At 59.3% G+C, this 21,037-nt stretch carries 22 protein-coding genes; 11 read left to right on the top strand and 11 right to left on the bottom strand.

Annotation, left to right across the window (positions count from 1 at the left end; genetic code table 11):
- Position 1 precedes the first annotated feature (1 nt).
- On the bottom strand, positions 2 to 1,147 hold the full coding sequence (locus tag ACRER8_RS19925; protein ID WP_431747915.1) for an aldose epimerase family protein: 1,146 nt from the start codon (positions 1,145 to 1,147) through the stop codon (positions 2 to 4).
- Between the two features lie 319 nt (positions 1,148 to 1,466).
- Between ACRER8_RS19925 and ACRER8_RS19930 the strand changes: the two genes are divergently transcribed.
- The 5 genes from ACRER8_RS19930 to araH all read left to right on the top strand — a co-directional run bounded on the left by ACRER8_RS19930 (position 1,467) and on the right by araH (position 6,929).
- Complete coding sequence (locus ACRER8_RS19930) at positions 1,467 to 2,162, top strand: FadR/GntR family transcriptional regulator (protein WP_431747916.1); 696 nt, start codon at positions 1,467 to 1,469, stop codon at positions 2,160 to 2,162.
- 73 nt (positions 2,163 to 2,235) lie between these two features.
- Positions 2,236 to 3,114 carry an SMP-30/gluconolactonase/LRE family protein gene (locus ACRER8_RS19935; RefSeq protein ID WP_431747917.1) on the top strand — a complete coding sequence of 293 codons (879 nt, stop codon included), beginning with the start codon at positions 2,236 to 2,238 and terminating at the stop codon, positions 3,112 to 3,114.
- 186 nt (positions 3,115 to 3,300) lie between these two features.
- Positions 3,301 to 4,305, top strand: a complete 1,005-nt coding sequence (locus tag ACRER8_RS19940) for a substrate-binding domain-containing protein (protein ID WP_431747918.1) — start codon at positions 3,301 to 3,303, stop codon at positions 4,303 to 4,305.
- 93 nt (positions 4,306 to 4,398) lie between these two features.
- Positions 4,399 to 5,925, top strand: coding sequence for an L-arabinose ABC transporter ATP-binding protein AraG (gene araG, locus ACRER8_RS19945; protein WP_431747919.1), 1,527 nt, complete (start codon positions 4,399 to 4,401; stop codon positions 5,923 to 5,925).
- Between the two features lie 38 nt (positions 5,926 to 5,963).
- The gene (gene araH, locus ACRER8_RS19950; protein ID WP_431747920.1) at positions 5,964 to 6,929 is read left to right on the top strand and encodes an L-arabinose ABC transporter permease AraH; all 966 of its coding nucleotides are present in this window, start codon (positions 5,964 to 5,966) and stop codon (positions 6,927 to 6,929) included.
- Between the two features lie 176 nt (positions 6,930 to 7,105).
- Here the strand turns inward: araH and ACRER8_RS19955 are convergent, their stop codons facing one another.
- The 6 genes from ACRER8_RS19955 to ACRER8_RS19980 form a co-directional block, all read right to left on the bottom strand.
- A complete protein-coding gene (locus ACRER8_RS19955) occupies positions 7,106 to 7,570 on the bottom strand; it encodes a helix-turn-helix domain-containing protein (protein ID WP_431747921.1) in 465 nt (154 codons plus the stop codon).
- A 307-nt stretch (positions 7,571 to 7,877) separates the two neighbouring features.
- Positions 7,878 to 8,507 (bottom strand): PqiC family protein, encoded by a 630-nt coding sequence (locus ACRER8_RS19960; protein ID WP_431747922.1) that lies wholly within the window; start codon positions 8,505 to 8,507, stop codon positions 7,878 to 7,880.
- Positions 8,504 to 10,186: an intermembrane transport protein PqiB gene (locus tag ACRER8_RS19965; RefSeq protein ID WP_431747923.1), complete on the bottom strand. Its 1,683-nt coding sequence runs from the start codon at positions 10,184 to 10,186 to the stop codon at positions 8,504 to 8,506. The genes ACRER8_RS19960 and ACRER8_RS19965 overlap by 4 nt, the downstream gene beginning before the upstream one ends.
- Positions 10,179 to 10,793 (bottom strand): paraquat-inducible protein A, encoded by a 615-nt coding sequence (locus tag ACRER8_RS19970; RefSeq protein WP_431747924.1) that lies wholly within the window; start codon positions 10,791 to 10,793, stop codon positions 10,179 to 10,181. Before ACRER8_RS19970 ends, ACRER8_RS19965 begins: the two co-directional genes overlap by 8 nt.
- Positions 10,790 to 11,401, bottom strand: a complete 612-nt coding sequence (locus tag ACRER8_RS19975) for a paraquat-inducible protein A (protein ID WP_431747942.1) — start codon at positions 11,399 to 11,401, stop codon at positions 10,790 to 10,792. Before ACRER8_RS19975 ends, ACRER8_RS19970 begins: the two co-directional genes overlap by 4 nt.
- 453 nt (positions 11,402 to 11,854) lie before the next feature.
- Entirely contained in the window at positions 11,855 to 12,724 is an 870-nt protein-coding gene (locus ACRER8_RS19980) for a LysR family transcriptional regulator (protein WP_431747925.1), read from the bottom strand.
- 121 nt (positions 12,725 to 12,845) lie between these two features.
- On the opposite strand from ACRER8_RS19980, the gene ACRER8_RS19985 reads away from it, so the two are divergent.
- From ACRER8_RS19985 to ACRER8_RS20000, 4 genes are all read left to right on the top strand, one after another.
- Positions 12,846 to 14,018 (top strand): mandelate racemase/muconate lactonizing enzyme family protein, encoded by a 1,173-nt coding sequence (locus tag ACRER8_RS19985; protein WP_431747926.1) that lies wholly within the window; start codon positions 12,846 to 12,848, stop codon positions 14,016 to 14,018.
- Positions 14,019 to 14,216: 198 nt separating this feature from the next.
- Positions 14,217 to 15,566 (top strand): C4-dicarboxylate transporter DctA, encoded by a 1,350-nt coding sequence (dctA, locus tag ACRER8_RS19990; RefSeq protein ID WP_431747927.1) that lies wholly within the window; start codon positions 14,217 to 14,219, stop codon positions 15,564 to 15,566.
- A 111-nt stretch (positions 15,567 to 15,677) separates the two neighbouring features.
- Complete coding sequence (locus ACRER8_RS19995; RefSeq protein WP_431747928.1) at positions 15,678 to 16,031, top strand: SPOR domain-containing protein; 354 nt, start codon at positions 15,678 to 15,680, stop codon at positions 16,029 to 16,031.
- A 98-nt stretch (positions 16,032 to 16,129) separates the two neighbouring features.
- Positions 16,130 to 16,624, top strand: a complete 495-nt coding sequence (locus ACRER8_RS20000; RefSeq protein ID WP_431747929.1) for a hypothetical protein — start codon at positions 16,130 to 16,132, stop codon at positions 16,622 to 16,624.
- Positions 16,625 to 16,773: 149 nt separating this feature from the next.
- On the opposite strand, the gene ACRER8_RS20005 is transcribed toward ACRER8_RS20000, so the two are convergent.
- The gene (locus tag ACRER8_RS20005) at positions 16,774 to 17,091 is read right to left on the bottom strand and encodes a DUF883 family protein (RefSeq protein ID WP_431747930.1); all 318 of its coding nucleotides are present in this window, start codon (positions 17,089 to 17,091) and stop codon (positions 16,774 to 16,776) included.
- A 204-nt stretch (positions 17,092 to 17,295) separates the two neighbouring features.
- On the opposite strand from ACRER8_RS20005, the gene ACRER8_RS20010 reads away from it, so the two are divergent.
- Positions 17,296 to 17,553 carry a hypothetical protein gene (locus tag ACRER8_RS20010; protein ID WP_431747931.1) on the top strand — a complete coding sequence of 86 codons (258 nt, stop codon included), beginning with the start codon at positions 17,296 to 17,298 and terminating at the stop codon, positions 17,551 to 17,553.
- Between the two features lie 36 nt (positions 17,554 to 17,589).
- Here the strand turns inward: ACRER8_RS20010 and ACRER8_RS20015 are convergent, their stop codons facing one another.
- On the bottom strand, positions 17,590 to 18,246 hold the full coding sequence (locus ACRER8_RS20015; RefSeq protein ID WP_431747943.1) for a glutathione S-transferase: 657 nt from the start codon (positions 18,244 to 18,246) through the stop codon (positions 17,590 to 17,592).
- Between the two features lie 189 nt (positions 18,247 to 18,435).
- Here ACRER8_RS20015 and ACRER8_RS20020 point away from each other — a divergent pair, with 189 nt between their 5' ends.
- Positions 18,436 to 19,008, top strand: coding sequence for a TetR/AcrR family transcriptional regulator (locus ACRER8_RS20020; protein WP_431747932.1), 573 nt, complete (start codon positions 18,436 to 18,438; stop codon positions 19,006 to 19,008).
- Between the two features lie 135 nt (positions 19,009 to 19,143).
- Here ACRER8_RS20020 and ACRER8_RS20025 read toward each other — a convergent pair whose 3' ends face one another.
- Both ACRER8_RS20025 and ACRER8_RS20030 read right to left on the bottom strand, forming a co-directional pair.
- A complete protein-coding gene (locus tag ACRER8_RS20025; RefSeq protein WP_431747933.1) occupies positions 19,144 to 19,623 on the bottom strand; it encodes an LEA type 2 family protein in 480 nt (159 codons plus the stop codon).
- Between the two features lie 55 nt (positions 19,624 to 19,678).
- A partial coding sequence (locus ACRER8_RS20030; protein ID WP_431747934.1) for a nucleobase:cation symporter-2 family protein occupies positions 19,679 to 21,037 on the bottom strand: 1,359 nt, incomplete at its 5' end.

Below are 21,037 nucleotides of genomic sequence, written 5' to 3' on the forward strand. Positions count from 1 at the left end.
GCTACTTGCTGGAGAACTTGAAGACGGTGGTCTGACTATATGCCTTGCCCGGATCCAGCCGCGTTGACGGGAAGTTCGGCTGGTTCGGTGAATCGGGATAGTGCTGGGTTTCCAGCGTGAACGCACCCCAGTGCGGGTAAATCTTGCCGGCCTTGCCCTTGACCGTGCCATCCAGGAAGTTGCCTGTGTAAAGCTGCACGCCGGGCTCCGTTGTAAACAGTTGCAGGCGGCGCCCGGACTTCGGCTCCACCACATCCGCTGCCAGATTCGACACTTTGCCTTTGTTGTCGAGTACCCAGTTATGGTCATAGCCGCCTTGGGTCGGTTCGGCGTACTTCAATTGTTGATTGTCCTCGCGAATGCGTTTGCCAAAGGCCACAGGCTTGAGGAAGTCAAACGGGGTGCCCGCGACCGCTGGCAGTTCTCCAGTCGGGATCAGCTTTTCGTTGATCGGGGTGTAATGGCTGGCGTGAACGATAGCGACGTGGTCGAGGATGTCGCCATTGCCAGCCCCCGCGAGGTTGAAATAACTGTGGTTGGTCAGGTTTAGTACTGTCGGTTTGTCGGTAGTGGCGTGGTACTGAATACGCAGTTCGTTCTTCTCGTTGAGGCTATAGGTCACTTCGGTTTTCAAGGTGCCCGGAAAGCCCATCTCCCCGTCCGCCGACACGTAGGTCAGTTTCACGCCGACCCAATCCTTGTCCTTGACCTGCTCGGCCTTCCAGATTTGCTTGTCGAAGCCCTTGGTGCCGCCATGCAACGAGTTGGTCTTGTCGTTCTGTGGGACCTGATAGTTCTTGCCATCAAGGCTGAATTTGCCATTGGCGAGGCGGTTGCCGAAGCGTCCGATGGTGGCACCAAAATACGCTGTGCCTTTGACGTAACCGTCCAGATCATCGAAACCCAGAACGACGTCTTCGGTCTTGCCGTTCTTGTCCGGCACCAGCAGCGATTGCAACGTGCCGCCGTAGGTGATGACCGTCGCCTGCATGCCGAGGCTGTTGCGCAGGGTGTACTTCTCGACAGTGGTTCCATCGGCCAACTTGCCGAAAGCGGCATGCTCACTGGAAAGTCCGGCGCCAGCGTTTGCCTGAAGGGCGGCGGTCAGTAGCGTCAGTCCGATAGCAGGGATAAGCGTCTTCCTCATTGCGTCGTTCCTTTTGTTGTTTTGAGAGCAGCGACAAAGTTCAGGCCTCAAGCTGCAATGGGGTCGACATGACCTCTATTGGCAGCCCAAAGTTGATAACTGGTATTACTAATTAATGGCAATTAGGCGGTTATTCGATTTTTTCAGCGCAAAAAACTCGATTTAAAATTTAATTGTAATACTATTTTTCTGGTATCAAGCTCAAGTCGGTTGCTGATCAGGTTTAGCTCAGCTTTTAGTGGTTGTACAGGCGTTTGACACTCAATCGTATGATGATTAGCCTCGATTCGCGCGAAGTAGCGCAATAAGGGGCGGAGCGATGAGCAACAGTTTTCACGCGTCGACGGTAGACCGCCTGGGCGCCTGGATTGCTCAAGGCAGCGTGGCGCCCGGGCAATCGCTGAAAGTCGAGGCGGCATTGGGAGAGGAGTTCGGGGTCAGCCGGACAGTGATTCGCGAGGCCATCAAGACGCTGGTGGCCAAGGGTATGCTCGAAGTCGGCCCGAAGGTCGGTACGCGGGTTTTGCCAGTGCGCAGCTGGAACCTGTTCGATCCGCAGGTGGTCGGTTGGTTAGCGGCCAAGGGTTTGCCGGAAAGCGTCGTGATGGACCTGTTGGATTTGCGACGGGCTATTGAGCCGATGGCGGTGCGATGGGCCTGCGAAAGGGCCACTCCGGCGCAAATTGCAGAGATTCAGGCGGCCTATCAGCAACTGGCAGCGTGTGTTGCGGACAAGGGTGATTACAACCACGCCGATCAGCGCTTTCATGAGGCGGTGCTGGCGGCCAGTCACAACCAGTTCATCGAGCAGATGCTGCCGGCGCTGGGTGCGTTGTTGGCGATTTCCTTTGAAGTGTCGTCCGGGGTGCCGGGGGAGTTGGGTAGGACCCTGCCGCTGCACAAGGATCTGGCCGATGCCATTGCGACACGTGATGTAGCCCGCGGTGTCTGGGCCTGTATGAGTCTGATCGAGAATGCCTGTGAGGTGATTTCCCGCTCGCTGGCGCAGCAATGAGCAGGTAGTGACAAGCAATAAGCAGCAACGGGCTTCAGTAACACCTGACAAAAATAAGAACAGGACATTCGCTATGAAATGGCAGCCGGTCTGTGACCAGCGATTCAAATTGGCCGAAGGGCCATTCTGGGACGACGCCCAGCAAAGCCTTTACTGGGTGGACATCGCCGGATTCCGTGCGCTGCGCCTGCATCAAGGTCAGGTTCGCCACTGGCAATTCAACGAGCCGGTCTCCGCTTTCATTCCCACGGCTCAGGGCGATGCACTGGTCACGCTGGCCAGCGGCGTCTACCGCCTGAAGCTCGATTCTCCCGCTGAACATCCCGTAACGTCGCTGTTGTGCGTGGCCGACACCATCGCCGGCAATCGCGCCAACGAAGCCCGCTGCGACGGTCATGGCCGGTTGTGGCTCGGCACCATGCAAAACAATCTGGACGCAGAGGGTGGCGACCTGCCGCTGGAACGCCGTTCGGGCGGAATATTCCGCATCGATACCCATGCCCAGGTCACGCCGTTGCTCGGTGATCAGGGCATCGTCAACACCATGCTCTGGACCGACGACGATACCGCATTGCTGACCGCCGACAGCCTCGACGGCGTGATCTATCGCTACCCGATTCAAGCCGATGGCTCTTTGGGCGAACGCCGTGTCTGGGCGGCCCCACATGTTCGAGGCGCGCCCGATGGCTCGGCGATGGATGCACAGGGCTATGTGTGGAATGCGCGTTGGGGCGGACACTGCATCATCCGATTTGCCCCCGATGGCAGTGTCGACCGGATCATCGAAGTGCCGCTGAGTCATCCCACCAGCTGTGTGTTCGGCGGGCCGGACATGAGCACATTGTTCGTCACCAGCGCCAGACCCGCCCGCGATGCCTTGGCCTTGGATGGGGCTGTGTTGCAGGCGGCAACGGGCATCAAGGGGCTTACCTCGCAGCGTTTTGCCGGTTGAAAGATTCCCAGGTTGAAGGAAGAGCGCGAAGGAGGTTGGGAAGGTGTGACACTCGGTTACATAGAGGTCATTGATAATATGATATGACTGTTTTCAGTCGGTCAGCCTGTGGTGTTTCTTCATCTGGGTTGTTACGACACTCACTGCTGGACGCTGTAGCTAGTCAATAAAAATAAGGAGTTAGCTATGTTGAGTCGCCACGGGATTCGTTCCCTGTGCTGTGCCGCCGTCGCCACCGCCATTGTCGGTATGAGTGGTGGCGCGATCGCCGCCGATCAGGTGAAGATCGGTTTCCTCGTCAAACAAGCCGAAGAACCTTGGTTCCAGACCGAATGGCAGTTCGCCGAAAAAGCTGGCAAGGATCACGGTTTCGAAGTGATCAAAATCGCTGTCCCGGACGGCGAAAAGACCCTCTCCGCTATCGACAGCCTGGCCGCCAACGGCGCCAAGGGCTTTGTCATCTGCCCGCCTGATGTCTCACTCGGCCCGTCCATCGTCGCCAAAGCCAAGGCAAACGACATGAAGGTCATGGCAGTGGACGATCGCTTTGTCGATTCCAAGGGCAAATTCATGGAAGACGTGCCATATCTGGGCATGGCCGCTTTTGAGGTTGGTCAGAAGCAGGGCGCGGCCATGGCTACCGAAGCGCAGAATCGCAAGTGGGACTGGAAGGAAACCTACGCGATCATCAACACCTACAACGAGCTGGATACCGGCAAGAAGCGCACCGATGGTTCGGTCGACGCGCTGAAGAAAGCCGGGCTGCCGGAAGACCATATTCTCTTCACGCCGCAGAAAACCCTCGATGTGCCGGGCAGCATGGACGCCACTAACGCGGCCTTGCCTAAACTGCCCAGTGGCGCGAAGAACCTGATCGTCGGCGGCATGAACGACAACACCGTGCTCGGTGGCGTGCGCGCAACCGCGGGCGCGGGTTTCGCACCGGCCAACGTGATCGGTATCGGTATCAATGGCACCGACGCCATCGACGAACTGAAGAAAAAAGAAAGCGGCTTCTTCGGTTCGATGCTGCCAAGCCCGGACAAAGAAGGCTACAACACCGCCTTGCAAATGTACGAATGGGTCTCGACCGGCAAGGAACCGCCGAAGTACACCGCCATGGACGACGTGACCCTGATCACTCGCGAAAACTTCAAGGATGTGCTGACCAAGATCGGTCTGTACAAGTAATCCGCGGCGTACATTCGCAGGCCTGATTCGTCAGGCCGACATCTGCAAGGCCTCGCTCCACACCGCTTGGGTGGGGCGAGGAGGAGGTGGTTCATGCAACAGGCATCGGTTCAGCTAAAGCAGTCCAGCGGCAGCCTGCGCTTCAACGGGATCGGCAAGACTTTTCCCGGCGTTAAGGCACTGTCGGACATCAATTTCGAAGCTCGGCCAGGCAGCGTCCATGCGCTGATGGGCGAGAACGGCGCGGGCAAATCGACGCTGTTGAAGATTCTCGGCGGTTCGTATCAGCCCAACAGCGGCGACCTGCAGATCGGCGATCAGCATCTGGCGTTCAAGTCCACCGCTGACAGCATCACCGCCGGCATTGCGGTGATCCACCAGGAACTGCATCTGGTCCCGGAAATGTCGGTGGCGGAAAACCTGCTGCTCGGGCATATGCCCAACCGCTGGGGGCTGGTAAATCGGCGCGCGATGATCCGTCGCGCACGGGACCTGCTCAAGGGATTGGCTGACGAAATCGACCCGACCACCCGCCTTGGCGATCTGTCGCTGGGGCAACGACAACTGGTGGAAATCGCCAAGGCCATGTCGCGCAATGCGCACGTCATCGCCTTCGACGAGCCGACCAGCAGCCTGTCGGCGCGGGAAATCGATCGTTTGATGGCAATCATCGTCAAACTGCGCGATGAGGGTCGGGTCATCCTTTATGTGTCGCATCGCATGGAAGAAATCTTCCGGGTGTGTGATGCCGTAACGGTGTTCAAGGACGGGCGTTTCGTGCGCACCTTCGACGACATGGCCGAGCTGGATCATGATCGTCTGGTGACCTGCATGGTCGGTCGCGACATCCAGGACATCTACAACTACCGTCCGCGCCAGCATCAGGGACCGAGCCTGCGCGTCACCGGGCTACTCGGGCCAGGTATTCAGGAGCCCGTGAGTTTTGCGGTAGAGAAGGGCGAAGTGCTGGGCTTTTTCGGGCTGGTCGGCGCCGGTCGCACCGAGCTGTTCCGCCTGCTTTCGGGCCTGACCCGCAGCCAGACCGGCACTCTGCAACTGGACGGCAAGCCGCTGAATCTGCGCTCGCCGCGCGATGCGATCTCCGCCGGCATTCTGCTGTGCCCGGAAGATCGTAAAAAAGAAGGCATCGTGCCGCTTTCCAGCGTCGCCGAGAACATCAACATCGGCGCACGGCCTCGGCATGTTCATCTGGGTTGCCTGATTCAAGGCCGCTGGGAACGCGACAACGCCAAGCACCAGATCCGCTCGATGAACGTCAAGACGCCTTCGCCTGAACAGCAGATGCTGTTTCTCTCCGGCGGCAATCAGCAGAAGGCCATTCTCGGCCGCTGGCTGTCGATGCCGATGAAAGTGTTGCTGCTCGACGAACCGACCCGGGGCATCGATATCGGTGCCAAATCCGAGATCTACCAGATCATCCATAACCTGGCCGCCGAGGGCATCGCGGTCATTGTGGTGTCCAGCGATCTGATGGAGGTCATGGGTATTTCCGACCGCATTCTGGTCATGAGCGAAGGCGCCATCACCGGCGAGCTTTCTCGCGACGAGGCCAATGAACAACGGTTGTTGCAATTGGCACTGCCGCGTACTCGCGGCTGAATCTGGGCACGACAGTGAAAAATAAAAACGAGGTGCGTATGTCTACCGAAACCAGCCTGACGGCTCCCCGCCAGGGCACGAATATGCGTCGATTCTTCGACGATTGGGCAATGCTCCTGGCCGCACTGGGCATCTTCGTGCTCTGCGCCCTGCTCATCGACAACTTCATGTCGCCGCTGAACATGCGTGGCCTGGGGCTGGCGATTTCCACCGTCGGCATCGCCGCATGCACCATGCTGTTTTGCCTCGCATCCGGGCATTTCGACCTTTCGGTCGGTTCGGTCCTGGCCTGTTCCGGGGTTATTGCGGGTATCGTCATTCGCGATACCGACAGCGTGTTTCTCGGCGTTTCCGCAGCCTTGGCCATGGGGCTGCTGGTCGGTCTGATCAACGGCATCGTCATCGCCAAGCTGCGTATCAACGCATTGATCACTACGCTGGCGACCATGCAGATCGTGCGGGGCCTGGCGTATATCTTTTCCAACGGCAAGGCTGTGGGTGTGGGCGATGAGGCGTTCTTCGTGTTTGGCAACGGCCAGCTGTTCGGCGTTCCGGTGCCGATCCTGATCACCATCGTCTGCTTCGTGTTCTTCGGCTGGCTGCTGAACTACACCACTTACGGTCGCAATTCGCTGGCCATCGGCGGTAACCAGGAAGCAGCTTTGCTGGCGGGTGTCCATGTCGACCGGACCAAGATCATCATATTTGCCGTGCATGGTCTGATCGGCGCACTGGCGGGCGTGGTGCTGGCGTCGCGCATGACCTCGGGCCAGCCGATGATTGGCCAGGGTTTCGAGCTGACGGTGATCTCCGCCTGCGTACTGGGCGGCGTGTCGCTGAGCGGTGGCATCGGCATGATTCGCCATGTGATCGCCGGCGTGCTGATTCTGGCAATCATCGAAAACGCCATGAACCTCAAGAACATCGACACCTTCTACCAATACGTGATTCGCGGCACGATTCTGTTGCTGGCGGTGATCATTGACCGTCTGAAACGGCGTTGAGAAACCGCACTGAAGGTAGATGGCAAAGCTGTGGGGGCGTGCGGAAGACGTTCCACTTGACGCGGGTGTGGTGACGCATGGGTCTCTCGCGATGGATTCGCCCTGCAGATGACTTGCCCCCAGCACCAGCTTTAAAACGTGGCTTAGCCGGTCGATGCGACAGAAAGCAGCCCGGATCAAGCCAGTCTGGAAGTGACGAATATCAGGCGAACCGACGCCTGGGCCAGGTCCTGGGCTTCGGTTCTGATGGTTTCCAGCTCTTTTTTCACAATGTCGTCCTTGGCATGGTTGGCGCGTAGTTCGATCAACAGAGTCATCTGGTACAACGCGTCAATGAGTCCGTGGAGATTGCGATGAAGCTGGTGCGTGACCTTATCCAGATTCTCGTCCTGGATCGGCTCGGAATCGGGCAGAAGGGATACCGAGGCGCCCGGTTCGTGTTGGCGAGTTCCTGTCAGAACGTAGTTGATATCTACTCCTGCGTCAGTAATGCGCAGCAGGTAGTCAGCTTTGGGTGAGCGTGCTCCGCTTTCATAGTTACCCTGCGCGTTGGTTTCAACGCCGCCGATAGAACCCAATGCGCTTTGCGAAAGTTTGAGACGGGTTCGCTCTTCCCGAAGTCTTGGACCAATCCCGGTCATGTGTTCCTCCATTCGTGTCGCTGGTCCCCAAGTGGCATGCCACTTGATGATCCCAGACACAAACGCCCTGAGTCGTATGGCGGTAATCGCCTGATGAGTTGCGGTTGAAGTCGCATGCGGGCGGCCATGAGACGTGGTGACAATACCGGAGAACTGGAAATGGATCCAATCGATTAGAATGATTTATTTTGAACGTCCGTATGACTGGATATTACGAACGGGTTGGATCTGTGGTGTTTAAATCGATAAGTCCGCCAGCTTTCCAAGCCAAGGGACGCCGGAGGCGGCGTCCTCAGGAACAGACAACTCAGGAAGGGCAGCGGGAGTTGGTTTGCCGTGCCCACTGGTTGGCCGTTCTGGCAATGGTATCGGCCAGATCCGAGACTGCCTTCTGGTGGGCCAGGACCAGGCTTTCCATTCCCGTTCCGGCGGGTTGACGAATGATGCTGCTGCAGGTGATGGTCTGCCGTTTGCTGCCGTTGCCGTTGCCGTTGCCGTTGCCGCGCAGGCTGAGGTTCCAGACCACATCGATCAACGCGTAATGATCGAGCACTGATTCGAAACGTCGCACATCCGTCCGAATCGAAAGAACGGGTTCGTCGCTCTGTTTGGGCAGGCCTGCCAGGTCACGAGAACCGAAGCGGCGCTCCAGTTCTCCGGTCAATGCATCGTGAAATTCATCGCCCAGCGGCGCGCCCCAGCGCTCGTTCTCCAGGATGGCCAGGCTGCCGTCGCCCTGACGCACGACCAGCGGCGGCTGATCCACTTGCACCGCCATCAGCACCGGTTGCATCTCGAACTGAAAGGGCGCCTGGGCGACACTGGCCGAAGCCTGCGTCGCCGGCGCGATCAGCGTGTAGTAATGCGTCGGCGTCGAGGAACAGGCGCTCAGGCCCAGCGCGCAGGCCAATACCAGCAGGTGAGTACGCACAGTCATTGCACAGGCTCCGGAGCAATTTCACGGGAAGAGGATGAACCTTTGTATGAGCCGGGCGCTGCGTCACCGGTGCGACCGCGGATCAGTGACTCGGGATGGCGGCTGAGGAAGTCGGTCAGGACGCGTACCGAACGGGCGGTACGCTGTACTTCGTCCAGAGCCTGACCCAGCTGCTGACGAGCCGGCGAATCATCCGACAGCGTCTGGTTGGCGCTGCCAAGGGTTTTCTGCGCCTGCTGCAAGGTGCCCGTCATTTGCGGCAACACCTGCCCGTTGACGGTTTTCATAGTCTTCTGCAGTTCGATCAGGCTGCCGTTGAGATTCTTCGCCAAGTCGTCGATCGGGATTTTTCCGAGCTTGTCGACGAAGGCCTGAAGCTGCTCCTGCAACTTGTCGAAACTGCCGCCCATGGTCGGAATCTCCAGCGGCCGCGCCTTGGGGTTGTAGGCGACTTTCGGCGCTTTGGGATCGAAGTCCATGGCCACGTATAACTGGCCGGTCAGCAGATTACCGGTCCGCACCTGCGCCCGCAGCCCACGTTCGACGAAGCGACCCAGGATTCGTGAGGTCTGCTCTTCCTCATTCCCACCGCCAGCCTGTTCCTTGAGCTTGTCGTTGGCTGCACCCAGGCGCTGTGGATAGATCACCGCACCGACAATACCTGGAAATGTGCCATTGGCCGGATCGTAGTCCAGGTCTACCGACACCACTCGGCCGATGTTCACGCCCAGGAAATCCACCGGAGCATTGACCACCAGGCCACGCAGAGACTGATCGAAGCGCATGCGAATGTACTTCGGCTCACCGTCCGGCGGAGCCAGGGCGGTCGCCTGGTCCCCGAACAACGTGAACTCTGCATTGGAGTCGGCAGGTTTGGCGTCCGGACTGTACTTGGGTTCCCGGAAAGCGATGCCCCCGGCAATGATCGAGGTCAGCGACTGCGTCGAAACTTTCAGACCGGCTGCGCCTAGGCTGACGTCGACGCCACTGGCGTTCCAGAAGCGTGTGTCGGTGAGTACGTACTGGTCATTGGGCGAATTGATGAAGACTTCGATGTCCACCCCCTTGCCATCCTTGGCCAGCTCATAGGCCACCACCTGGCCGACCTGGATGCGACGGAAGTAGATCGGCGAGCCGATGTCCAGCGAGCCCAGCTCGTCGGTGTGCAGGATGAACCGCTTGCCTTTCTCGCCGAAGGTCACCGGCGGCGGATTTTCAAGGCCCTGGAAGTTTTTCTCGGTCTTCTCCGAACTGCCGGCATCGGCGCTGATGAAGGCCCCGGACAGTAACGTGTCTACGCCGGAGACACCGTGTGCGCCGATGCGCGGGCGCACTACCCAGTATTGCGAATCGGCGCGGGTGAACGGAGTGGCTGACTGGTTCAGCTCGATGGTCGCCAGAATGTGTGTGCGGTCGTCGCTCAGGGCGATGTCGGTCACGGTGCCGATCACCACGTTCTTGTACTTGACCTGAGTTTTCTTGGCCTCCAGGCCTTCGGCTGTCAGGAAACTGACCACGACCTTGGGACCGACACTGAGAAAATCGTGGATGACCATCGACAAGCCGATCACACCGGCAACTATCGGGACCAGCCAGACCAGCGAAATGCGTGCCTTGCGCGCCTTGACCTGCGGTCGTGCAGGCTCTGGCGCCGATGGGGGTAGGGCGTTATCAGACATCTTCAACCTCTGCGTCCCAGATCAACCGGGGATCGAAACTCATGGCGGCGAACATCGTCATCACCACCACCAAACCAAAGAACAGGATGCCCAGCCGCGGCTCAATGGTGCTGAGCCCGCGAAACTGGACCAGTGCCGCCACCAGGGCGACCACCAGAACGTCGAGCATCGACCAGTAGCCGATCAACTCAATGAAACGATAAAGCCGCGAACGCTCGCGCATCGCCCACCGACTGCGGCGCTGGCAGGTCACCAGCAGCATCCCCAGAACGAGGAACTTGACGCAGGGCACCAAGACGCTGGCGATGAAAATGAGAATGGCGATGTCCCAGGAACCGCCTTCGGCAAACTCGATGACACCGCTCATGATGGTGTTTTCACTGGCGCTGCCCAGCAGCGTCGTGAACATCACGGGGAGGGTATTGGCCGGGATGTAGAAAATCAGCCCGGCGATCAGAAATGCCCAGGTACGCGCCACGCTATTGGGTTTGCGCCGATGAACCGAAGCGTCGCAGCGCGGACAATCGCGGGCGTCTTCCGGGCAGACATAACTGCAGATATGGCAGAGGGTGACCTTGCGTTCGTGGGCGAAGGGAATACCGTTCATTCGGGCTCCACGTCCAGTTCGTCCCACAGCCGACGAATGTCCTTGCCCGCAATCAGCACGATCAGCACCATCAGCATGAACATGGCCCACAGCCCCACGCCGGGGTGCACGTCGAGCATTCCGCCCAGCTTGATGATCGCTACCAGAATGCCCAGCAGACAGACTTCCAGCATGCTCCAGGGACGCAGATGTTCGAGGGTGCGCATGCAGATCTTGAAGCCAGGGGCGATCTCGTGCCGTCGGGCATGAACCAGCACCCAGAACAGCAGCGCGATCTGCAGGGCCGGCGCGAGGATGATCGCCAGGCCCGCCACCAGTGCGATGAGGGTGATCTGTCCCTGAGCCAGCGCCTGCACCGAACCCCACAGCGTTACCTGGTTGTACAGGCCCTTCATGCTGATGCTGATCACCGGAAACACATTGGCAAAGATGAACATGATGCCCGCTGCGATGCTCAGGGCCAGCATCTGTTCGATGGTCATGCGATGCCCGCGATCAAGCACCCCTGCGCAGCGCAGGCAATAGGCAGTCTCACCCTTGTTCAGGGTTTCGGCCTGGTATAGCGAATCGCAATGCTCGCAGATGATCCACTGCGCGGGGTCGCTCAGCGGAGTCGTGCTGCGGGGGATTGACGCCGTGGTTGAAGGGGGCGCCGTGGTTGAAGAGCTGGACGTGTTCAAAATAGTTCGGCTTCACGGGCTGGCGCACGCAGTGGACGGACCGCGAAGGGATTTACTCCGGCGCCATGCGGGTATGGATTAAGGGGAACGAGTGTCATGGGCGGCACATTGATGAGTTCGATTGAGAGATTGACCACAATGCCAGCATCGGGTTCGGTGCCGATCAGGGAGTATGGGGAAACATCTGAATGAAAGCACTTTTCCGGCTGCATAATCAGCGCAATAGGCAGCGCGAGTCATTGCGGCTTGTGTCACGGCGAAGCGCTTGATTGTAGCCCGACCGCAAGGGCGCGGACAGATCCTGTAGCAGTGAGGCCCGGCGGATGCGTAAACCAGGCAACGCTACACGCCGGATTGCCGGGGACCAATCATCCGATTGAGCTACAGCTTCGCCCAGAAATCCTCTGCAAAATCACTCAAGGCCATGGCCGGCCTGAATAGCCGGATTTCAACGGGAATGTCCCAATGCTCATCTAGCGCGCGCACCAGCTTGGCACTGGCAATCTCCGGCTCTGCCAGGGTTTTCGGCAGCCAGGCGAAGCCTTTGCCTTCCAGGGCCATCGACAGCAATACCGCCGCCAGATGGGAGCTGAAAACAGTGTGCAGGCTGGGCGGCCGAGACTCTTTGCGCAGACGCGCCGACACGATCCGGCCCAAGCCTGATTCAGCGGTGTAGCCCAGCAGTGACAGGGCGCTGGAGTCGAGATTGGCTTCGATCTCCCGGGCTTGCAACGGGATCAGCAAATCACTGCCCACCACCTTGGAATGAAAGGACTCGGCAGGGAATTGTGGCGGTACGTCCGGGTGTTGATGGCAGAGCAGAAACTGCACTTCGCCGCCCAGCAACATCTGCTCGCAGACCCGCATGTTGTCCGAATGCAGGCGTATCGCCTCGATGGGACTGCTGCGCTCCGCAGCCCGGACCCAGCCTGGAAAGAACGTGAACGACAGCGAGTGAGTGGCGGCGAAAAGCAGCGAACGTGCCTGCTTTCCTGCGACTTCGCGCGCTTCCTGACGCATTTGGTACAGACGCCTCGTCATCTCCTGTGCATTGTCGAGTATGTGCCGCCCGGCATCGGTCAGGGTCGCGCCCTGAGTGGTGCGGTCGAACAGATCGACGCCCACCCAGGTTTCAAGCGCCCGAATCCGCCTACTGAACGCGGGCTGGGTCACATGGCGCAGTTCGGCTGCGCGGGAAAAGTTGCCGCTCTGCGCCAGCGCATTGAAGTCTTCGAGCCAAACCAGTTCCATCGTAATGCCGTCCGCGCATTGAGTGCCGCGTTTTTAGCATTGGCCGCAGCGAAAGGTCCAGTCCTACAGTGGCCCCCCACGATTGCTGCACCCCCTTCGCCCAAAACAATAGGAGTTACCCATGCGTATTGTCGACATTCGCGAAAAGACGGTTTCCATTGCCTCGCCGATTGCCAATGCCTACATCGATTTTTCCAAGATGACCTGTTCGGTGGTGGCTGTGGTCACTGACGTCATTCGCGATGGCAAACCGGTGATCGGCTACGGCTTCAACTCCAACGGCCGTTACGGTCAGGGCGCGCTGATGCGCGACCGTTTCCTGGCCCGCGTGCTGGAGGCCGACCCTGAATCGCTGATCGACAAAGAGCGCGACAACCTCGACCCGTTCGCCATCTGGAAAGCGCTGATGAGCAACGAAAAACCCGGCGGCCATGGCGAGCGCTCGGTAGCCGTTGGCACCATCGACATGGCGGTATGGGACGCCGTGGCGAAGATCGAAGGCAAGCCGCTTTATCGTCTGCTGGCCGACCGTTACCGCGATGGCGTGGCCGACGACAAGGTGTGGGTCTATGCGGCGGGCGGGTACTACTACCCTGGCAAGGACCAGACCAAACTCAAGGCCGAAATGCAGAGCTATCTGGATCGTGGCTACGACGTGGTGAAAATGAAGATCGGCGCCGTGCCTCTGGCCGAAGACCTGCGTCGCATTGAAGCTGTGCTGGAAGTGGTGGGCGATGGTCAGCGTCTGGCGGTGGATGCCAACGGTCGTTTCGACTTGGAAACTGGCATCGCCTACGCCGAAGCGATCAAGCCGTACAACCTGTTCTGGTACGAAGAAGTCGGCGATCCGCTGGACTACGCGCTGCAGGCTGAGCTGGCCAATCACTACGAACTGCCGATGGCCACCGGCGAAAACCTGTTCTCCCATCAGGACGCTCGCAACCTGCTGCGCCACGGCGGTATGCGCCCGGATCGTGACTTCCTGCAGTTCGACTGCGCGCTGTCCTACGGCCTGGTGGAATACCTGCGCACGCTCGACGTGATGAAGGAGCTTGGCTGGTCCACTCGCCGCGTCGTGCCTCACGGTGGGCACCAGATGTCGCTGAACATCGCCGCCGGTCTGCATCTGGGCGGCAATGAATCGTACCCGGATGTGTTCCAGCCGTTCGGTGGTTTCGCCGATGGCATTCGTGTCGAAAACAGCTACGTCGGCCTGCCGGATATTCCGGGTGTGGGCTTCGAGGCCAAGTCGGCGTTGTACGCGGTGATGCGTGAGTTGGGTGAGGGCGCTTAACACCGCTCGAATCTGGGGCGGTCAAGGCCCTGTGTGACAGCGAGTTCGTTCGCGAAAAACAAGCCAGGCGGCGCCAGTGTGTCGGTGTCAATGGCCTCTCGCGAATGAATTCGCTCCCACAGACGGGGCACGTTTCATCCAGAAGTTTCTTCAGCAACTGCCCTTTCCCCTCATACAAAAACAACAGTGAGGCATTCAATGGAACAGGCTTCGACACGCTGGTACGGCCAGCTTTACGTGCAAGTTCTGATCGGCATCGTCATCGGTGGTGCCATCGGCTTCTTTTTCCCCGATATTGGCGCCAAGCTACAACCGTTCGCCGACGGCTTCATCAAGCTGATCAAGATGCTGTTGGCGCCAATCATCTTCGGCACGGTGGTGGTAGGCATCGCCAAAATGGGCAGTGTCAAGGAGGTCGGGCGCATTGGGGCAAAGGCGCTAATCTACTTCGAAGTACTCTCGACCCTGGCGCTGATCATCGGTTTGCTGGTGGTCAATATCCTCAAGCCCGGTGAGGGCATGAACATCGACGTCCACACCATCAACGGCAGCGCGCTCTCCGGCTATACCCAAGCCGCGGCGGCGCAGGGCGGGGTGGTGGAGTTCTTCATGAACATCATCCCGACCACGCTGTTCGACGCCTTCGCCAAGGGTGCAATGCTGCAGGTGATTCTGGTCTCGGTGCTGATGGGCGTTGCGCTGGTGCAGATCGGTGAACCGGTGAAGCCGCTGGTCAATGTCATCGATATGCTGCTGCAAAGCCTGTTTCGCGTGGTCGCCATGGTCATGCGCCTTGCACCGCTGGGCGCGGGGGCGGGGATGGCGTTCACCATTGGCAAGTACGGGATAGGCACGCTGCTCTCGTTGGGCCAGCTGCTGGTGGCGTTGTATATCACCACGCTGATTTTCATCTTCGTCGTACTGGGCGCCGTGGCGCGTTGGTCGGGGCTGCCGCTGTTGCAGTTTCTGCGTTATTTCAAGGATGAGATTCTGGTGACCCTCGGCACCTGTTCAACTGAAGCGGTACTGCCGCGAATGATGGTCAAACTGGAGAAACTCGGCTGCGAGAAGTCTGTGGTCGGGATGGTGCTGCCCACCGGCTACACCTTCAATTCCGATGGCACCTGCATTTACCTGACCATGGCTGCGATTTTCGTTGCTCAGGCCACCAACACGCCGCTAACGCTGTGGGATCAATTAACCGTGCTCGGTGTATTGCTGTTGACCTCCAAGGGTTCGGCGGGTGTCGCCGGGGCAGGTTTTGTCACGTTGGCGGCGACCTTGTCGGTGTTTCACGGCATTCCCATGATCGGCCTTGTGCTGTTGCTGGGGGTCGATCGCTTTCTCAACGAAGCGCGGGCGGTGACTAACCTGATCGGCAACGGCATCGGCACCATCGCCATTGCCAAATGGGATGGCTCATTCGACAAGGCCAAGGCTGCGCGGGAAATCGCTGCGATGAGCGCCGGCTCGGAAAAATCCGTTCCCCCGGGCGTGGCTGGTACCGATGACTTGACTCCAGCCCGCGTCGGAAAGTCGCAGGTCTGACCTCCCGAGGCCGGCTGTCGGTGATGTTCGCCGGCGGCGGGCCGGTCGCGTTACAACTCGTGGTGATGCGCAGTGGTAGACTCTCGCCACTTCAAACGAGGAGCGACAGACGTGCGCAAGATGGCAATGATGGTGGCGGTATTGATGCTGGCAGGCTGCGACGGCGGTAAACCAGCAACACCGGCAAAGGTCCCGACAACCGATTCAGTCGCCGAGGCGCCGACCCCGGCTTCGCCACAATGGACCATTCGTGTTCATTTGAAAGAAGCCTTGAGCGATATGACCTACTGGCTGGTCGAGCACCACTATCCCTCGTATGTGGTCAAGGTCGACGGCAATGAGGTTGTCATGATCGGTCCGTTCGACTCTCAAGAGGCCGCCGAAAAAGCCAAGACCGATATCGATGCGGCGCTGGTCAAGGGCCATCGCCTGTCGCAACTGGAAGTCATCCCGCCCAGATCCTGATAGGCCGACGCACGATGTAAGGCGACACCTCGCCGTGGCTGTGCCACCCTTCATTCACGTGCTCGAATACTCGGGCGCGTGAACCGGGAATCGCCGTTATGGACGAGATTCAACGCCTCAGCGAGTTGCTGATCGCCAATCAGCGCTACGAAGAGCAGAAACACCAACGTTTTCATGATGATCTGGCGCAGTGGAATGCCAACATCGATGCCCTCTACGAACAGGTTGAAAGCTGGCTCAAACCCTTGGTGGACGCAGGCCAGACCTCCTTCGAGTACGAGCCGCATCTGGCCCAGAGCAAGGGCTATCCCGACGAAAACTCGCCGTTCAGAACCCGCCGCATGAGTTTCAATCTGGGCACCCACGCGGTCGCGTTCGTGCCAGATGCGATGGGAGCAAAGGGACAGGTGAGCATTTCGGTGAGCGGACTGAGCCTGCACGGACAGGAGAAATACAGTCTGCAACTGGATGCGGGACGCCGTGAATGGATGTTGAGAAAAACGGTGGGAGTCAAGGATGCCGAGCCTTTGGCGTTTACAGCGGATTATTTCGGCAGGCTGTTGCAGGGCGTGGTGCCGCAGCGGCAAGTCTGAGAAGGGCTGAATCTGTGCGGTGCCGTTCTGTACGGTTGCTTTAAGCAGTCCGGCCTGCCGGTCGCGACGATCGCGGTGACGCCACCGCCGGCAAGCCGTGCTGCTATGGAAGTGGCGTCAACCCTGAGTCGGGGCGCGCGTGCGTCGAATCAACGACGACCCAGCAACAGACCCACCACCAGACCGAAGCCGGCCGAGACCGCTACGGTCTGCCATGGGTGACCGCCAATGTAGGTTTCGGTGGCTTCAACGGCAGGCTTGGTCTTGTCCCGCACGTTGCCCAGAGAATCCACAGCCTGCCTGAGCTTCTGGCTCAGCTGCTCACGCACGGTTTCTGCCTCTTCGCCGACCAGCGAAGCGCTGTCCTTGAGCAGTTTGTCGGACTCTTCAATAAGGGCCGCCAGTTCGCTGAATGCTTGATCCTGGATCTGTTCGGCGGCGTTTTGGACACCAGTTTTACGAGCCATGGCAAATTTCCTTTCAGTTGATGATGGCAGTGAGCAATGGAGTCGCGTGGGTCGGGAAAAGTTGCAGGGTATGTCCCGGCTCAGGGCAAAAAGTGCGACGAATGTGATCGGGCATCCGCAGCGTCGGGTGTAAGATGCTGACGCTTTCGAGCCGATACTCGGCTGCAATCGAGCGTTACGTTTTTGCAAACAGAGGTAAACGTCATGAGTTTCAACCTGGCCAACAAGTCCCTTGCCGAGCGAGCCGAGATCGAAGACGAAAAATCCCGTCTGTTCGAACTGTGGCAGAGCAATCTGGGCAAGGCCAAGGGCGACGCTGCCCGACTGATGGGCGAGCGCGCCAAACGCAAGGGCAAGTGGTCGGAATGGGTGCGGGCAGAGCTGGATACCATGTCGCCGCCGGAGTACGCCAACATGGTGCGCGCCGAGGTCAATCGCCTGGTGGCTGCTGCTCGCGGGTGACGCCATCCCCGCGCAGGCTGGCGGATGCTGTCCACCTCACTTGTGCGGCATGCCACGCTCGACCATCGCTCGCCATTGCTGCACGCTGGGGCGCTCCAGCATTCTGGCGTGCCATGCGCGCAAGGCCTCGCATTCATCCGGCACCGGCAGTTTCACCAGCGAGGCGAAAATCATTCCGCCCAGCACCGCGATATCGGCCATCGAGAAGCTGTCCCCCGCCACAAAAGGCTGATGCTTGAGCACACCATCGAAGTAGTGCATGCCCCTGACCGCCTTGTCACGCATGCGGCCACCCCATTCCGGATTCTGATAAAGCTCTACCTGCGGCCCAAGGCCGGGTGTGGCGTGGTGGAAATAGACGCTGACGGCATCGAGAAACTCGATTTCAGCCCGCTTGGTCATCATATGAATCAGGCCTTTTTCGAGCGCGGTCTCACCGGTGAGGGTAGGGCTACCAGTCAGTGAATCCAGGTATTGAGTAATGGCGGTGCACTCCGCGATGAGGGTTCCGTCATTCAATTCCAGCACGGGAAGCGTTCCCGAATAGTTGAGGGCCAGAAACTGCGGTTGCTTATGCTCGCCTTTCCATATATTGACCGACACGAATTCGACCTTGGAAAGCAGGCCCTTTTCTGCCAGCGCGATGCGTACACGGGCCGGGTAGGGACCATCGAACCAGTCATGGATTTTCATTGTGGGAAGGGTTGAGGAATCGAACAGCGATGTTGAAGAGGTCATGATGGGTTACCTGCCTGTCAATTGGTAGGTAAACGTTGAGCGCTTATTTTGCGGTTGTCAATCCCTACCTGTCAGTTGGCAGGTGGAAGGCCTCGGCGTACACTCCCGCCCAATGACGGCTGAACCAGCAATGAGGAAATGAACGTGAGCGAAAATGCTCGGGAAGCCATATTGGCGGCGGCGAAGAAAGCGGCGCAGACCCACGGCTACAACGGCATCAACTTTCGAAGCATCGGTGAAGCGGTAGGGATCAAGAACGCCAGCATTTACTACCACTTCCCGAGTAAGGCCGACCTGGGCGCCGCGGTCGCCCGTCGTTATTGGCAGGACACTGCCAGCGCTCTCGAGGCAATCCGCGACTCGATCGCTGATCCGAGCGCCTGTCTGGCGCGCTACCCGTCGATCTTTCGCAACTCGCTCGAGGACGGCAACAGGCTGTGTCTGTCCAGCTTCATGGCCGCGGAGTACGACGGCTTGCCCGAGCAGGTCAGGAACGAGGTCAAGGCGTTCGCGGACACCAATGTTCTATGGCTGAAAAGCCTGCTGGTCGACGCGGGGATGGGCAGTGCCGAAAGCTGCGAGCGGCGCGCCCACGCGATTTACACCGCCGTGGCCGGCGCCCAGCTGATCGCTCGAGCCCGGCAGGACATTGGCCTGTTCGATGATCTGATCCTCAGCTACCAGGAAGCGGGCCTGATTCCGACTTCCCAGGGGTAGAACGTCCTGTCGAGGAAGAAGAGTTCATGGCGCATCGTGTGTAACGACGTTGCCAAAGCCCGCAACCGAAGATGGCGATCGCCTGAGATGGCGGAGCGAACAGGGAATGGGTCTACAGCCGACGACAGTTGCCGACTACCAACTGCCGCTCGCCGGCTGCGGCAGGCTCAGCGTCCCGCTGTCGTAAAACCGCATGGTGCCAAACAGCCCGCCCGCCAGCTTGCCGTGCAATTCATATGGAAGATTGTCCAGGCTCTGCGTCTCGGCCAGACCCACCGCCTGGCGCAGCGCGGCGAAGGCCGAAACGGTCACCGGCACCGTCAACACGCCTTCGGAAAAACGGCTGATCGTGCCTTTCTGATCGCTGACACCCGACGCCAGCAGCTTGCCGTTGACGTCCAGATTCAACGCGACCCCATCGTAGGAAATGTCCACGTCGTTGGGATTCTGCAAGCGCAGCTTCACGGCAAAGCGGATTTCCAGATCCTGTCCCGGCAACGGCTCGATGCCCACCACATTGATGTTCAACGGGTCGCGGTTGGGAAACAGCGCGCAGGCGCTCAATGCCAGGACGAGCAGACAGGTCAACAGTGATCGGATCGGGCGTGGCGGCATCGTGGTGCTCCAGTTGCACAAGGCAGAGCGGGAGAATGCTCCCGCTCGATAAAGCCTAGCGATTCAACTGTGCGACCGCGTGGCTGGAGAGAGGTTCTGTTTCGGGGGGCTGCGCCGGATCCTGCAGCACCTTGAGGGTCGAGGCTTCCGGGTCGAACTCTGTGAGCTCTTCTTCCATCTGTTCTTCCGGCAGGAAGATGTTGAGGATGATCGCGCAGAATGCACCGACCGTGATCGGCGATTCGAAGATGTTGTGCAGCGCCTTGGGCAGTTCGCGCAGCACTTCCGGCACCGCTGCCACGCCCAGCCCCATCCCCAGGGAAATCGCCACGATCAGCATGTTGCGACGATGCAGCCCGGCCTCCGACAGAATCTTGATCCCGGCCACGGCTACGGTGCCGAACATGATCAGCGTCGCACCGCCGAGCACCGGCTTGGGCATCAATTGCAGTACCGCGCCGATAATCGGGAAGAGTCCGAGCAGCACCAGAATCCCGGCAATGAAAAACGCCACGAAACGGCTGGCCACGCCGGTCAACTGAATCACCCCGTTGTTCTGGGCGAACGTTACCATCGGCAGGCTGTTAAAAGTTGCAGCCATGACCGAGTTGAGCCCGTCGGCCAGAAGGCCCGATTTGATCCGGCGGATGTAGGTCGGGCCACTCACCGGCTGTTGGGAGATCATCGAGTTGGCGGTCAGGTCGCCGGCGGCCTCCAGAGGCGAAACCAGAAAGATCACCGCAATCGGAATGAAGGCCAGCAGATCGAATGAGAAACCGTATTTGAACGGCACCGGAATGCTCATCGCCGGCACTTGCGGCATGTGCGCGAAATCGACGCGGCCCATGTACCACGCCACCAGGAAACCCAGCGTCAGGCCAATGATGATCGCGCTCAGGCGCAGCAAGGGAATATTGAAACGATTGAGGATCACGATCGTTCCCAGCACCAGCGCTGCCAGTCCGAGATTGGTCGCCGAACCCATGTCCGGCGCGCCGAAACCGCCGGCCATGTCAGTCATCGCCACCTTGAGCAGTGACAGGCCCATCAAGGTAATGATGGTGCCGGTGACCACGGGGGTGATCAGCTTGCGCAATTTGCCGATGAACTGGCTCAGCACCACCTCGACAAAGGCGGCGCAAAAGCAGACGCCAAAGATGGTCGAGAGGATTTCCTCGGTGCCGCCACCACGGCTCTTCACCAGAAAACCGGCGCTGAGGATCACGCTGAGAAAGGAAAAACTGGTGCCCTGCAGGCACAACAGGCCTGAGCCGATGGGACCGAAGCGCTTGGCCTGAACGAAGGTGCCGACGCCCGAGACGAACAGCGCCATGCTGATCAGGTAGGGCACCTCGCTGTCCAGGCCCAGCACGCTGCCGACGATCAGGGTCGGGGTAATGATGCCGACGAAGCT

This window comes from Pseudomonas sp. (genome assembly GCF_050739935.1).
Classification (GTDB): Bacteria; Pseudomonadota; Gammaproteobacteria; order Pseudomonadales; family Pseudomonadaceae; genus Aquipseudomonas.